The organism is Leclercia sp. S52 (genome assembly GCF_039727615.1).
GTDB lineage: Bacteria > Pseudomonadota > Gammaproteobacteria > Enterobacterales > Enterobacteriaceae > Enterobacter > Enterobacter adecarboxylatus_B.
The window spans coordinates 3,800,815-3,814,672 of the sequence record NZ_CP152474.1 but is presented as its reverse complement, the minus strand read 5'-3'; the positions used below and the strand labels follow the sequence as shown (position 1 = coordinate 3,814,672).

The window sequence follows — 13,858 nt, the reverse complement described above, 5'->3', positions numbered from 1 at the left end:
TTACTCCTGTTCAATTTCCAGACGCGTGATGTGCAGTCCGTCGTCGGCGACGATATTCAGACTCGCGCCGCCACATTCGGGGCAGCGGCGCACGCGGTGGGTAAGCAGCTGGACATACGCCTGGCAGTCCTGACACCAGCATTCCGCCTGCTGCTCTTCGAGATACAGCCCGCAGCCTTCGGCCAGGGTGCCGCGGCACACCAGCTCAAAGCAAAATTCCAGCGCGCTGCTTTCCACGCAGGAAAAGGCGCCGACGCGCAGCCAGACATCCGTCACCCGCTTCGCGTGATGCTGATGGGCCTGTTGTTCGATCAATTCCAGCGCCTGCTGGCAGAGGGTGATTTCGTGCATTGTGCTATTCCCGGTGAAGTCTTGTGGGTTATAGCAATATTGATGCCAGCTTTTAGTGAGGAGAAAGTGCAGGGGAAGACTCAAGCCTGACAAAGATGACGAAATGACATGTCATTTTTTGTGATCGGGCAGGCTTTAAAAAATAAAAATGCATTAAATCAATGCGTTAAAAAATGGCATGAAATGTGCTTAGTGAAGCCAACTCTTTACATATGACGCATCAGGTACATCACCATGACACTTAACGAATTGAGCGAAAAAGCCAATTTCATTGCCGGACAACAGCGCGTGCTCCGCGCCCACTGGAACCACTACGGTAATTCCCTGGTTCAGGCCATCACCCTCTCTAAAGCCAGTCTGCATCTGAGTGTGGGCTGCAATAACGACACCGGGCTCGGTTTCTGGCTGTTCGACCACTTCCTGATCCGCGTGACGCCTGAGCAGGCGTTCAACGGGCATATCTTCAATTACACCATCGAAGCGCGTGACGAAGAACAGAGCGTGCTGATTGGTCGCGCCCGTCTGGGCGACGACGGGATGCTGGACGGCAGCGTCCACATCGACCAGCGCGAGGCGGTGTTCGACCATTTTCTCGGGAAAATCAACGGGGTGTATAACGCGCTGTTTGAGGCTACCGAACGCGGCGAATCGCTGACCCTGGCGACGCTCGCCCGGCACCACGCTGCCGCCTGAATTCGATGTCGTCAGGTGTCGAAAATGACACTTCCGCCATTTTTCGTCAAAAATGACTATCACCAGAGGAAACCAGGTGAATCGTTTTGTAATTGCCGATCCCACGCTCTGTATCGGGTGCCATACCTGTGAGGCAGCCTGTTCAGAAAACCATCGCCAGCATGGCCTGCAAAGCCAGCCGCGACTGAAAGTGATGCGCAACAACACCGACTCTGCGCCGCAGCTGTGCCATCACTGCGAAGATGCCCCCCTGCGCCCAGGTGTGCCCGGTCAATGCCATCACCCGCATTGACGGTGCCATCCAGCTTAATGAAAGCCTGTGCGTCAGCTGCAAGCTGTGCGGTATTGCCTGCCCGTTTGGCGCCGTTGAATTTGCCGGCAGCCGCCCGCGGGCCATTCCTGCCAACTGTAATACCAGCAAGGCGCCGATGGCCCCGCCGGCTCCCGCCCGCGTCAGCCCGTTCCTCGACTGGGTGCCCGGCGTGCGCGCCATCGCGGTGAAGTGCGATCTCTGCTACTTCGACCCGGACGGCCCGGCGTGCGTCCGCACCTGCCCGACCAAATCCCTGCGTCTGATTAATAACGCGGACATCGCGCGCGCCAGCCGGAACAAGCGCGAACTCACCCTGCATACGGATCTGGGCGATCTGTCGCTGTTCCAGTCGCAACAAGGAGAGCTTTGATGAACGCCTTATCGTTAATTAACCAGGCGCTGGCGTGGTACGTGACCAGCGCCGTGCTGGCACTGGTGTTCAGCGAAAACCGCATCCTCAGCCGCGCCGCTTCCGGCTTCGGCGGGGCGATTGGCAGCGCTATGGCGGTGATGGCGGGGGTGATGACGCTGCTCGCCGCGCCGCAGATCGTGCCGCAGCAGGCTGAGATGACCTGGCTTCACATCGGCATGCAGATGACCGGCATCCGCGCGGTATGGCTTATCGCCATCGGCCTGCCGGCGTTTCTTATCAGCCTGTATACCGTCGCCTGGATCCGCCCCCCCGCAGGCCAGAAGCCACGGCCTGCTGACCAACCTGCTGATGGCTGCCGCCGTGGCCGCCATCATGGTCGATAACTTCGGCTGGCTGGTGGTGATGGCCGAGGTGATGGCCCTCTGCGCCGCGTTTCTCACCGGCTGCGCCCAGTCCGGCAAGCTGTGGTTTGTGCTGGGTCGTCTCGGGACGATCCTGCTGGCCATCGCCTGCTGGCAGGCGTGGATCTACTACGGCACCCTGAACTTTGGGGCGATGAGTGCCCTGGCTACCGCCCAGGCACCGGGGGCCAGCGTCTGGCTGCCGGGGCTGGCGGGCTTTGGCCTGCTGGCCGGGGTGATCCCGCTGCACGGCTGGGCTCCGCAGGCGCATGCTAACGCCAGCGCCCCGGCCGCCGCGCTCTTCTCCACGGTGGTGATGAAGGTCGGTCTCTACGGCATGCTCACCGTTTCCCTCAGTGGAGCCTTACCGCCGCTGTGGCTCGGGGTGCTGCTGCTGGTGATGGGGATGCTCACCGCCTTTATCGGCGGCCTGTACGCTCTGATGGAGCACAACATCCAGCGCCTGCTGGCGTATCACACCCTGGAAAACATCGGCATTATCCTGCTCGGCCTCGGGGCGGGCGTCACCGGTATTGCGCTGCACAGCAACCTGCTGATTGCGCTCGGCTTTACCGGCGGTCTCTACCACCTGGTCAGCCACGGGCTGTTTAAAACCACGCTGTTCCTCGGTGCGGGCGCGGTGTGGTATCGCACCGGCCATCGCGATATTGAGAAGCTCGGCGGTATCGGCAAAAAAATGCCGCTCATCTCGCTGGCCATGCTGGTGGGGCTGATGGCGATGGCAGCCCTGCCGCCGTTGAACGGCTTTGCCGGAGAGTGGGTGATCTATCAGTCCTTCTTTAACCTCGGCACCCACGATGCGTTTATCGCCCGTCTGCTGGGGCCGCTGCTGGCGACCGGCCTGGCAATCACCGGCGCGCTGGCGGTGATGTGTATGGCGAAAATCTATGGCGTCACCTTCCTCGGCGCACCGCGCACAAAGGAGGCGGAAAACGCCCGCTGCGCGCCGGGGATGATGACCTTCAGCACCGTGCTGGCGGCGCTGCTCTGCGTGGCGGGCGGTGTGGCGGCCCCATGGTTCCTGCCGATGATCAGCGGTTTGTTCCCGGTCAGCGGCGGCGAGATGTCCACGGTCTCGCAGCCGATGATGACCCTGCTGCTGCTCGCCGGTCTGCTGCTGCCGTTTATCGTGATGGTGCTGTTCAAAGGCGACCGTCTGGCGAACCGCTCCCGCGGCTTTGCCTGGGTCTGCGGCTACGATCACGAAGCCGCGATGGTCATCACCGCTCACGGCTTTGCGATGCCGGTGAAAGAGTCCTTTGCCCCGGTGCTGAAGCTGCGCAAGTGGCTCAACCCGGTGCGCCTGATCCCCGGCTGGCAGTGCGACGGCACCGCCGTGTTGTTCCACCGTATCGCCCTGATTGAGCTGGCGGTGCTGGTGGTTGTCGTTATCTCCCGAGGAGCCTGAGCATGACCCTCATCTTTGCTTTGATTCAGGCGCTGGTGCTGTTTGCCGTTGCGCCGCTGCTGGCGGGCATTACCCGCGTGGCGCGTGCCCGTCTGCATACCCGTCGCGGGCCGGATATCTTCCAGGAGTACCGGGATCTGATCAAACTCCTGGGCCGCCAGAGCGTGGCCCCGGCCGCCTCCGGCTGGGTCTTCCGCCTGATGCCCTTTGTGATGGTGGCGGTGATGTTCGCCATTGCCACCGCGCTGCCGGTGATCACCGTCGCTTCGCCGCTGCCTGCGTTGGGGGATCTGATCGTTCTGATCTACCTCTTCGCTATCGCCCGCTTCTTCTTCGCCATTGCCGGGCTCGATACCGGCAGCCCGTTCACCGGGATTGGCGCGAGCCGTGAAGCGATGCTCGGCGTGCTGGTAGAGCCGATCCTGCTGCTGGGTCTGTGGGTCGCCGCGCAGGTGGCGGGCAATACCCACATCAGCGCCGTGACCGCGACCATCTATCACTGGCCGGGGGCGCACTCCGTGACGCTGATTCTGGCGCTGTGCGCCTGCGCCTTCGCCACCTTTATTGAGATGGGCAAGCTGCCGTTTGACCTCGCCGAAGCCGAGCAGGAGCTGCAGGAAGGCCCGCTGTCGGAATACAGCGGCGCGGGCTTTGCGCTCCTCAAGTGGGGCATCAGCCTGAAACAGCTGGTGGTGCTGCAGATGTTCGTCGGGGTGTTTATCCCCTGGGGACAGATGACGCAGTTCTCCGCAGGCGGCCTGCTGCTGGCGATCGTCATTGCGGTGGTGAAGCTGGTGGCGGGCGTGCTGGTGATCGCCCTGTTTGAGAACAGCATGGCGCGCCTGCGCTTTAACGCCACCTCACGCATTACCTGGACCGGTTTCGGTCTGGCATTTTTAGCTTTCGTCTCCTTGCTGGCGGCGTGACTGTAGAGAATAACCATGTCTGAAGAAAAAGTTGGTCAACACTATCTCGCCGCACTGCATCAGGCCTTCCCGGGCGTGGTGCTCGATGAAGCCTGGCAGACCAAAGATCAAATCACCGTGACGGTAAAAATTAACTACCTGCCGGAAGTGGTCGAGTTCCTGTACTACAAGCAGGGCGGCTGGCTGTCGGTGCTGTTTGGCAACGACGAACGCCAGCTCTGCGGCAGTTACGCCGTCTACTACGTGCTGTCGATGGAGCAGGGCACCCGCTGCTGGCTCACCGTGCGCGTGGAAGTGGACGCCGACAAGCCGGAGTTCCCGTCCGTCACCCCGCGCGTGCCCGCGGCGGTGTGGGGCGAGCGCGAAGTGCGCGACATGTACGGCCTGGTGCCGGTGGGCCTGCCGGACGAGCGTCGTCTGGTGCTGCCGGATGACTGGCCGGACGAACTCTATCCGCTGCGCAAAGACAGCATGGACTACCGTCAGCGCCCGGCTCCGACCACCGATAAAGAGACTTACGAGTTCATCAACGAACTCGGCGACAAGAAAAACAACGTGGTGCCGATTGGCCCGCTACACGTTACCTCCGATGAGCCGGGCCACTTCCGCCTGTTCGTCGACGGCGAGAACATCATCGACGCCGACTACCGCCTGTTCTACGTCCATCGCGGCATGGAGAAGCTGGCCGAAACCCGCATGGGCTACAACGAAGTGACCTTCCTGTCGGATCGCGTCTGCGGCATCTGCGGCTTTGCCCACAGCACGGCCTACACCACCTCGGTGGAGAACGCGATGGGGATCGTGGTGCCGGAACGCGCCCAGATGATCCGCGCCATCCTGCTTGAGGTGGAGCGCCTGCACTCGCACCTGCTGAACCTCGGGCTGGCCTGCCACTTCGTCGGATTTGACTCCGGCTTTATGCAGTTCTTCCGCGTGCGTGAGACCTCCATGAAGATGGCGGAGATCCTCACCGGGGCGCGTAAAACCTACGGCCTGAACCTGATCGGCGGCATCCGTCGCGACCTGCTGAAAGAGGACATGATCGCCACCCGCCTGCTGGCCCAGCAGATGCGTCGCGAGGTGCAGGATCTGGTGGATATTCTGCTGAGCACGCCGAATATCGACCAGCGCACCGTCGGCGTGGGCCGTCTCGACCCGCAGATCGCCCGCGACTTCAGCAACGTCGGCCCGATGGTGCGCGCCAGCGGCCACGCCCGCGACACCCGCGCCGATCACCCGTTTGTCGGCTACGGCCTGCTGCCGATGGAGGTTCACACCGAACAGGGCTGCGACGTGATTTCCCGCCTGAAAGTGCGCATCAACGAGGTCTACACCGCCCTGAACATGATCGATTTCGGCCTCGACAACCTGCCGGGCGGCGAGCTGATGGTGGAAGGCTTTACCTATATCCCGAACCGCTTTGCGCTGGGCTTCAGCGAAGCGCCGCGCGGGGATGATATCCACTGGAGCATGACCGGCGACAACCAGAAGCTGTGGCGCTGGCGCTGCCGCGCGGCCACCTACGCCAACTGGCCGACCCTGCGCTACATGCTGCGCGGCAACACCGTCTCCGATGCGCCGCTGATTATCGGCAGCCTCGACCCTTGCTACTCCTGCACCGACCGCATGACGGTGGTGGATGTGCGCAAGAAGAAGAGCAAGGTGGTGCCGTACAAAGAGCTGGAACGCTACAGCATTGAACGCAAGAACTCGCCGCTGAAATAACCCGGAGCATCCATGTTTACCTTTATCAAAAAAAGTCATCAAAACCGGCACGGTGACGGAGTCTTATCCCCTCCAGCCGATTGCGGTCGACAAAAATATGCGCGGCAAGCCGGAGCACGACCCACAGCAGTGTATCGGCTGCGCGGCGTGCGTGAACGCCTGCCCGTCCAATGCCCTGACGGTGGAGACCGATTTAAAGAACGGCGAGCTGTTCTGGCAGTTCAACCTGGGGCGCTGCATCTTCTGCGGACGCTGCGAAGAGGTCTGCCCGACCACCGCCATCAAGCTCTCTCAGGAGTACGAACTGGCGGTGTGGAGCAAGGCTGATTTCCTCCAGCAGTCGCGCTTCGATATCTGCCACTGCCGGGTGTGCGAGCGCCCGTACGCGGTGCAGAAAGAGATCGACTACGTCATCGAACTGCTGCGCCACAACGGCGATAAACGCGCGGAGCGTCACCGGGAAAGTTTTGAGACCTGCCCGGACTGCAAGCGCCTGCAGGGGCTGACCCCCTCGGACAAAATCCATCTGACCCGCGAGATGAAGGAAGCGACACGATGAGCGAACTGTTAGGGCCACGTAACGAGCAGGGGATCCCGGTGCCGGTGACGGTGGATGAGTCCATCGCCAGCATGAAGGCCTCGCTGCTGAAAAAAATCAAGCGCTCGGCCTACGTCTACCGCGTGGACTGCGGCGGCTGCAACGGCTGCGAGATTGAGATCTTCGCTACCCTGTCGCCGATCTTCGACACTGAGCGCTTCGGCATTAAGGTGGTGCCATCCCCGCGCCACGCCGACATCCTGCTGTTTACCGGCGCAGTCACCCGCGCGATGCGCTCCCCGGCGCTGCGCGCGTGGGAATCCGCCCCGGATCCAAAAATCTGTATCTCCTACGGAGCCTGCGGCAACTCCGGCGGCATCTTCCACGACCTCTACTGCGTCTGGGGCGGCACCGACAAAATCGTTCCGGTGGATGTCTATATCCCCGGCTGCCCGCCGTCGCCTGCCGCCACCCTGTACGGCTTTGCCATGGCGCTGGGGCTGCTGGAGCAGAAGATCCACGCCCGCGAGCCGGGCGCGCTGGACAGCCAGCCCGCTGAACTGCTGCATCCGGAGATGGTTCAGCCCCTGCGGGTCCGCATCGACCGCGCCGCGCGCCGTCTGGCGGGCTACCGCTACGGCCGCCAGATCGCCGACAACTTTATGCGCCATCTGCTGGAAGGGGATAAAAGCGTGGTGGACTGGCTGGCCCGGGAGAACGACCCGCGTCTGAACGAGATTGTCGGCAACCTCATCGAGGTGGTCGGGCAGGAGCGTGTCTGATGAGCGAAACCGTGGTCTTCAGCCAGCTCAGCCGCAAGTTCATTGATGAAAATGACAACACGCCCGACGACGCCCAGCAGGTGATCTACTACGGGCTGGCCATCGGCCACCATCTGGGGGTCATCGACTGCCTGGAGGCGGCGCTGACCTGCCCGTGGGAGGCGTACCTGTCATGGATCGCCACTCTGGAAACGGGGAGCGAGGCGCGGCGCAAAATGGAGGGCGTGCCGCGCTACGGGGAGATTGTGATCGACGCGAATCATATTGTAATGCTGGCCAGCGCCTTTGACGCCGCAATAGCGCGGCAGACGGCGCAGCAGCAGACGTGGAGCCGGGCGATGCTCGGCATGCTCCACGCCATTCACCAGGAAAACGCCATCTATCTGATGGTTCGGAGGCAACGTGACTGATGTTTTACTTTGCGTCGGCAACAGCATGATGGGCGACGACGGTGCCGGTCCGTTGCTGGCCGAGATGTGCCGCGAAGCGCCCCGCGGCGACTGGGTGGTGTTCGACGGCGGCAGCGCCCCGGAAAACGACGTGGTCGCGATCCGCGAGCTGCGCCCGGCGCGCCTGCTGATTGTCGATGCGACGGATATGGGGCTCAACCCCGGCGAGATCCGCCGCATCGACCCGGACGACATCGCCGAGATGTTTATGATGACGACGCACAATATGCCGCTGAACTACCTGGTGGATCAGCTGAAGGGGGGATGTGGGGGAGGTGGTGTTTTTAGGGATTCAACCGGATATTGTGGGGTTTTATTATCCGATGACGGAGAAGGTTAAAGAGGCGGTGGAAATCATGTATGAAAGCCTGGCGGAGAGGGATGGGGTGCTGGGGTTTGGCGAACTGTAGTCGGTTAGTGTTAACGGGGTTTGTTAAAGGAGTTCGCTGATTTGCGGGCTCTTTTTTTGTTTCCGGACAAGGTAAAGTTGACTGCCGTGGCCTGATAATCCGCCATGCCGGAAATAACGCGCCAACAATTTAAACAGGAGCACGCGAAATGCCAGGGAAGATGTTCATGCTTGCAGTGGTGGTCAGCCTGATAGCGGGTTGCGCGCCGTTACAGCCTTCGGGATGCCACAAAACCTCAGCAATAGGGAGTTGCAGTTCTGGTCGCTGGGACGATCAGGATGAATGGGGCGCGCAGGCGCGGGGTATTAGGGCGGCGATAGAAGATAAAATTGCTGAGCCACAACGCTGGAAGGGTAAAAAATGCAGGTTGCATATGGAGTTCGCGCAGGATGGTACGGCGTTGAAGGTATCAACCAGCAGGGGCAACAAAGAGTATTGTGAGGCGGTGAAGTTGGCGTGACCTGCCCCCAGGATTAGATACAACCTTCAGTTAGTAATGTCGGTTGGTTTTTCTTCATATTTCCCGTTTCGCCAGTCCGCTGCAAATTCAGCCGGAGTCTGGTAGTTCAGCGATGAATGTGGACGACACTCGTTATAATCCTGCCGCCAGTCATTAATCGTTTTCCTGGCGTGAACTATATCGCTGAACCAGTGCTCATTGAGGCACTCATCCCTGAATCGTCCGTTAAAACTTTCAATAAATCCGTTCTGTGTTGGCTTGCCCGGCTGGATAAGCCGCAGCTCCACCCCATGCTCATAAGCCCACTGGTCAAGTGCTCTGCAGGTAAACTCCGGCCCCTGGTCCGTTCTTATCGTCGCCGGATAGCCGCGAAACAGTGCAATGCTGTCCAGAATTCGCGTGACCTGAACGCCTGAAATCCCGAATGCGGCGGTAATCGTCAGACACTCCTTCGTGAAGTCGTCCACGCAGGTCAGGCACTTGATCCTGCGACCGGTGGCCAGCGCGTCCATGACAAAATCCATCGACCAGGTCAGGTTGGGCGCCTCCGGGCGGAGCAGCGGCAGACGTTCTGTTGCCAGCCCTTTACGACGTCGTCTGCGTTTTACGCCCAGCCCGTTAAGGTGGTAAAGGCGGTACACGCGCTTGTGATTAACATGAAGGCCTTCACGGCGCAGTAACTGCCAGATGCGTCGGTAGCCAAAACGCCTGCGCTCCAGTGCCAGCTCAGTGATACGCCCTGATAAATGCGCATCAGCAGCCGGTCGCTGAGCCTCATAGCGGCAGGTCGACAGGGACAAACCTGTAAGCCTGCAGGCACGACGTTGCGACAGACCGGTCGCATCACACATCAACACCACAGCTTCCCGCTTCTGGTCTGTCGTCAGTACTTTCGCCCCAGAGCCACCTGAAGCGCCTCCTTATCCAGCATGGCTTCAGCGAGCAGCTTCTTGAGGCGGGCGTTCTCTTCCTCAAGCGACTTCAGGCGCTTAACCTCGGGCACCTCCATACCGCCATACTTCTTACGCCAGGTGTAAAAGGTGGCGTCGGAAATGGCGTGCTTGCGGCAGAGCTCACGGGCAGAAACCCCGGCTTCGGCCTCTCGGAGAATACTGATGATCTGTTCTTCGGAAAAACGCTTCTTCATGGGGATGTCCTCATGTGGCTTATGAAGACATTACTAACATCGCGGTGTATTAATCAACGGGGAGCAGGTCACCACAACGCCAACCCATCCTCAAACGCATTCAGGGGCCCACCACAGCCCCTTATCAAACCTGAAATCAGTCAGCCTTCCCCGACCTCCAACCGCCATCAATGCACCGTAATATACGGCTCCTTCACAAACTCATTAACCAGCCAGACCAGATCGTGCAGCAGCCCCGCCAGTTCTTTCTCGACGCTGACGGGCAACGTTCCACCCAGAATTGCCTGCACCAAAGCCAGCGCATAATCCACCTGCGGGGCGGTTTCCTGCCAGCAGTCCGGCATACAGGAGGTGAGTGTTTCCCCCCTGGATCAGCTGGGCGATAAGGTGCGGCGGGAGTTCGGCATCACAGCGTTCACGCAGCTGGCGCAGCGCGTGCAGCAGACCTTCGCAGAGCGCAGTGCGGGATGCTCTGTCGTCAGTTTCGATCAATACGCTCACCAGCGCGGCGCAGCGGTCGGCGACCTCAAAGAGATCCGCTGCAGCAGAAAGGGGCGTAGTCAGGGAAGCGGGAATAACCTGTTCGTCAGATTGCGGGTAAGTCAGGGTTGGGATAGTAGTCATCATGACATCCTCTACATGCTATTTAAATTAGCCACCCTATGAGTTCCTACGCTCGAGGGAGGCAGCGCTGACGGAGGTAGGAATACCGCGCACATAGAAAACGGCCAGCCTTTCGGCTGCTCCGCCAGCGCCACCGTGATTGTAACGGGATAAACGCTGCCACGACATAGTGAATGTCGATACATGCTAACGGGTTCCTACGCCCGATTGCGGATGTGCCGCAACGCAGTCACTTTACGAGCCTGATAACGGGAATAAAAGCCTTAACCCTGAATTACATAAGGTTACTTTGAAGTTTGCGAGGAGCTTTCCAGAAAGGCCATGCCGGGGGCGCTTCGCTTGCCCGGCCTGGATGTTACATACGCCAATACTGTCATCGTCACTTATGTCGATGACAGCCACCCCACCAGATAAAACCCTTTAATTTCATTATTTTAATATCTGGCCCAATTTATGCATACCTCCGGCAAGCTAACCATCATTCCCGGAGATTAAGAATGAACCGTTTCATCATCGCCGATGCCAGCAAATGCATCGGCTGTCGTACCTGTGAAGTGGCCTGCGTGGTGTCACACCACGATACCCAGGACTGCGCCTCGCTGACCCCGCAGAACTTCCTGCCGCGCATTCACGTCATCAAAGGCGTCAACGTCTCCACGGCCACCATGTGCCGCCAGTGTGAAGACGCCCCTTGCGCCAGCGTCTGCCCGAACGGGGCCATCACCCGCGATAACGACTTTGTTCACGTCCATCAGGAGCGCTGCATCGGCTGCAAAACCTGCGTCGTCGCCTGCCCGTACGGCGCGATGGAAGTGGTGCTGCGTCCGGTTGTGCGCAGCATCGGCGCGGGGCTGAACGTGATGTCGGAAAAGGCCGAGGCCAACAAGTGCGACCTCTGCTACCACCAGCCGGACGGCCCGGCCTGCATTCAGGCCTGCCCGACCAATGCCATTGTTTGCATCGATCGCAAGAAGCTTGAGCAGTTGAGTCTCGATAAACGCCGCCGTGCGGCGCTGGACTCCGTTTCCTCGCAGATGCTGTAAGCCTCTGCCTCTCTTTTCACTTTTAGCAGGTCTGTTACTGATGAAAAAAATCACCAGCGTCTGCCCGTACTGTGGTGCGGGCTGTAAATTAAAACTCGTCGTCGACAACAATAAGATCGTTCGTGCGGAGGGCGCGCAGGGCGTCACCAACCAGAATCAGCTGTGCCTGAAGGGCTATTACGGCTGGGATTTTCTCAACGATACCCGGCTGCTGACGCCGCGCCTCACCCAGCCAATGATCCGTTACCAGAAAGGCGGCAAGCTGGAGCCGGTCACCTGGGATGAAGCCATCCGCTACACCGCCCGCCGCCTGAGTGAAATCAAGGCTAACTACGGGCCTCGCGCCATCATGACCACCGGATCGTCCCGCGGCACCGGGAATGAAACCAACTACGTGATGCAGAAGTTTGCCCGCGGGGTGCTCAACACCAACAACGTCGACTGTTGCGCCCGCGTCTGCCACGGGCCGAGCGTGGCCGGGCTACAGGAGACGCTGGGCAACGGGGCGATGAGCAACTCCATCAGCGATATCGAAAACTCAAAATGCCTGCTGATCTTCGGCTACAACTGCGCCGACTCGCACCCGATCGTCGCCCGCCGGGTGATCAAAGCCAAACAGAACGGCGCAAGGGTGATCGTCTGCGATCCGCGCAAAATTGAAACCGCGCGCATTGCCGACCGGCACCTGCAGATCCACAACGGCTGCAACATGGCGCTGGTGAACGCCTTTATTTATACCCTGCTGGACGAGAGCCTCTACAACGCCGACTACGTGGCCCGCTACACCGAAGGGCTGGACGCCCTGCGCGAAACGGTCAGTGAGTACGCCCCGGAAAACGTCGAGGGGATCACCGGGGTCAGCGCCCGGCAGATCCGCGAGGCGATGCGCATCTACGCCGCCGCGCCGTCCGCCACCGTGATGTGGGGGATGGGCGTCACCCAGTTCGGGCAGGCGGTGGACGTGGTGAAAGGGCTCTCCACCCTGGCGCTGCTCACCGGCAACCTCGGGCGCGAACACTGCGGCGTCGGCCCGGTGCGCGGGCAGAACAACGTCCAGGGCGCGTGCGACATGGGGGTGATCCCCAACCAGTTCCCCGGCTATCAGGACGTGACCGACCCGCAGGTGCGGGAGAAATTCGCCCGGGCGTGGGGCGTCGATCCTGCGCTGATGGACGACCAGGTGGGGGTGCGCATCACCGAAGTGCCGCACCTGGCGCTGGAGGGCAAGGTCAAAGCCTATTACATCATGGGGGAAGATCCGCTTCAGACCGAAGCCGACTTAGGGTTGGTGCGCAAAGGGTTTGACGCGCTCGACTTTGTGGTGGTGCAGGACATCTTTATGACCAAAACCGCCGAGGCGGCGGACGTGCTGCTGCCCGCCACCTCATGGGGCGAACACGGCGGGGTCTTCACCTGCGCCGACCGCGGCTTCCAGCGCTTTGAAAAAGCCGTTGAACCGAAGGGCAACGTCAAGCGCGACTGGGAGATCATCAGCCTGATCGCCACCGCGATGGGCTACCCGATGGCGTACCGCGATAACCAGCAGATTTGGGACGAAATGCGCGAGCTCTGCCCGCTGTTCTACGGCGTGACGTACGAAAAAATGGGCGAGATGGGGCATATCCAGTGGCCGTGCCCGACCCTCGACCATCCGGGTACGCCGTGGTTGTACGAGGGCAACCGCTTCGACACCCCGAGCGGCAAAGGCCAGCTGTTTGCCGCCCCGTGGCGCAAACCGGCGGAGATGCCGGACGCCGACTATCCGCTGGTGCTCTGCACCGTGCGCGAGGTGGGGCACTACTCCTGCCGCTCGATGACCGGCAACTGCGCGGCGCTGCAAACCCTGGCGGACGAGCCGGGTTTTGTGCAGATCAACCCGCAGGATGCCCAGGTGCTCGGCATCCGCGATCGCCAGCTGGTGTGGGTCAGCTCCCGCCGCGGGAAGGTGATCAGCCGCGCTGACGTCAACGAGCGCATCAACCAGGGGGCGGTATACATGACCTATCAGTGGTGGATTGGGGCCTGCAACGAGCTGACCCAGGACAACCTCGACCCGGTCTCGAAAACGCCGGAAACCAAATACTGCGCGGTGAAGATCGACACTATTGCCGATCAACACTGGGCAGAAAACTATGCCCAGACCACCTACAGCGCGATGAAACAACGCCTGCGCGAGGCGGTAGAGAGTTAATTC

The 13,858-nt window shown here is 60.7% G+C and carries 12 protein-coding genes and 4 pseudogenes; 13 read left to right on the top strand and 3 right to left on the bottom strand.

Translation table 11 applies throughout. From position 1 onward, the window contains the following. Positions 1–351, bottom strand: coding sequence for a hydrogenase maturation nickel metallochaperone HypA (gene hypA, locus AAHB66_RS18200; RefSeq protein ID WP_347113944.1), 351 nt, complete (start codon positions 349–351; stop codon positions 1–3). 234 nt (positions 352–585) lie between these two features. On the opposite strand from hypA, the gene AAHB66_RS18195 reads away from it, so the two are divergent. The 10 genes and pseudogenes from AAHB66_RS18195 to AAHB66_RS18150 form a co-directional block, all read left to right on the top strand. Then, the gene (locus tag AAHB66_RS18195; protein ID WP_347113943.1) at positions 586–1,044 is read left to right on the top strand and encodes a transcriptional regulator; all 459 of its coding nucleotides are present in this window, start codon (positions 586–588) and stop codon (positions 1,042–1,044) included. Between the two features lie 76 nt (positions 1,045–1,120). Continuing rightward, a pseudogene (locus tag AAHB66_RS18190) lies at positions 1,121–1,727 on the top strand (4Fe-4S dicluster domain-containing protein). Next, positions 1,727–3,560: pseudogene (gene hycC / locus AAHB66_RS18185) on the top strand (formate hydrogenlyase subunit 3). The pseudogenes AAHB66_RS18190 and hycC overlap by 1 nt, the downstream one beginning before the upstream one ends. Positions 3,561–3,562: 2 nt before the next feature. Further along, the gene (locus AAHB66_RS18180) at positions 3,563–4,486 is read left to right on the top strand and encodes a respiratory chain complex I subunit 1 family protein (RefSeq protein ID WP_347113942.1); all 924 of its coding nucleotides are present in this window, start codon (positions 3,563–3,565) and stop codon (positions 4,484–4,486) included. Between the two features lie 15 nt (positions 4,487–4,501). Continuing rightward, positions 4,502–6,211, top strand: a complete 1,710-nt coding sequence (gene hycE / locus AAHB66_RS18175; RefSeq protein WP_347113941.1) for a formate hydrogenlyase subunit HycE — start codon at positions 4,502–4,504, stop codon at positions 6,209–6,211. A 37-nt stretch (positions 6,212–6,248) separates the two neighbouring features. Further along, positions 6,249–6,770 carry a formate hydrogenlyase complex iron-sulfur subunit gene (locus AAHB66_RS18170; RefSeq protein WP_347116519.1) on the top strand — a complete coding sequence of 174 codons (522 nt, stop codon included), beginning with the start codon at positions 6,249–6,251 and terminating at the stop codon, positions 6,768–6,770. Next, the gene (nuoB, locus tag AAHB66_RS18165) at positions 6,767–7,531 is read left to right on the top strand and encodes an NADH-quinone oxidoreductase subunit NuoB (protein WP_347113939.1); all 765 of its coding nucleotides are present in this window, start codon (positions 6,767–6,769) and stop codon (positions 7,529–7,531) included. Before AAHB66_RS18170 ends, nuoB begins: the two co-directional genes overlap by 4 nt. After that, positions 7,531–7,941, top strand: coding sequence for a formate hydrogenlyase maturation HycH family protein (locus AAHB66_RS18160; RefSeq protein ID WP_347113937.1), 411 nt, complete (start codon positions 7,531–7,533; stop codon positions 7,939–7,941). The genes nuoB and AAHB66_RS18160 overlap by 1 nt, the downstream gene beginning before the upstream one ends. Beyond that, positions 7,934–8,390: pseudogene (gene hycI / locus AAHB66_RS18155) on the top strand (hydrogenase maturation peptidase HycI). Before AAHB66_RS18160 ends, hycI begins: the two are co-directional and overlap by 8 nt. Positions 8,391–8,556: 166 nt before the next feature. After that, positions 8,557–8,847: pseudogene (locus tag AAHB66_RS18150) on the top strand (cell envelope integrity protein TolA); the annotation flags it as partial. Positions 8,848–8,876: 29 nt separating this feature from the next. Here AAHB66_RS18150 and AAHB66_RS18145 read toward each other — a convergent pair. Further along, a protein-coding gene (locus tag AAHB66_RS18145; RefSeq protein ID WP_105580531.1) for an IS3 family transposase occupies positions 8,877–9,997 on the bottom strand; the annotation gives its coding sequence in 2 pieces (ribosomal slippage) (positions 8,877–9,739 and positions 9,739–9,997; 1,122 coding nt in all). A gap of 167 nt (positions 9,998–10,164) precedes the next feature. Further along, the gene (locus AAHB66_RS18140; protein WP_347113936.1) at positions 10,165–10,341 is read right to left on the bottom strand and encodes a hypothetical protein; all 177 of its coding nucleotides are present in this window, start codon (positions 10,339–10,341) and stop codon (positions 10,165–10,167) included. A gap of 7 nt (positions 10,342–10,348) precedes the next feature. On the opposite strand from AAHB66_RS18140, the gene AAHB66_RS18135 reads away from it, so the two are divergent. From AAHB66_RS18135 to fdhF, 3 genes are all read left to right on the top strand, one after another. After that, complete coding sequence (locus AAHB66_RS18135; protein WP_347113934.1) at positions 10,349–10,663, top strand: hypothetical protein; 315 nt, start codon at positions 10,349–10,351, stop codon at positions 10,661–10,663. 455 nt (positions 10,664–11,118) lie between these two features. Next, positions 11,119–11,664, top strand: a complete 546-nt coding sequence (hydN, locus tag AAHB66_RS18130) for an electron transport protein HydN (RefSeq protein WP_347113933.1) — start codon at positions 11,119–11,121, stop codon at positions 11,662–11,664. A gap of 40 nt (positions 11,665–11,704) precedes the next feature. Next, a complete protein-coding gene (fdhF, locus tag AAHB66_RS18125) occupies positions 11,705–13,855 on the top strand; it encodes a formate dehydrogenase subunit alpha (protein ID WP_347113932.1) in 2,151 nt (716 codons plus the stop codon). The last annotated feature ends 3 nt before the right edge of the window (positions 13,856–13,858 follow it).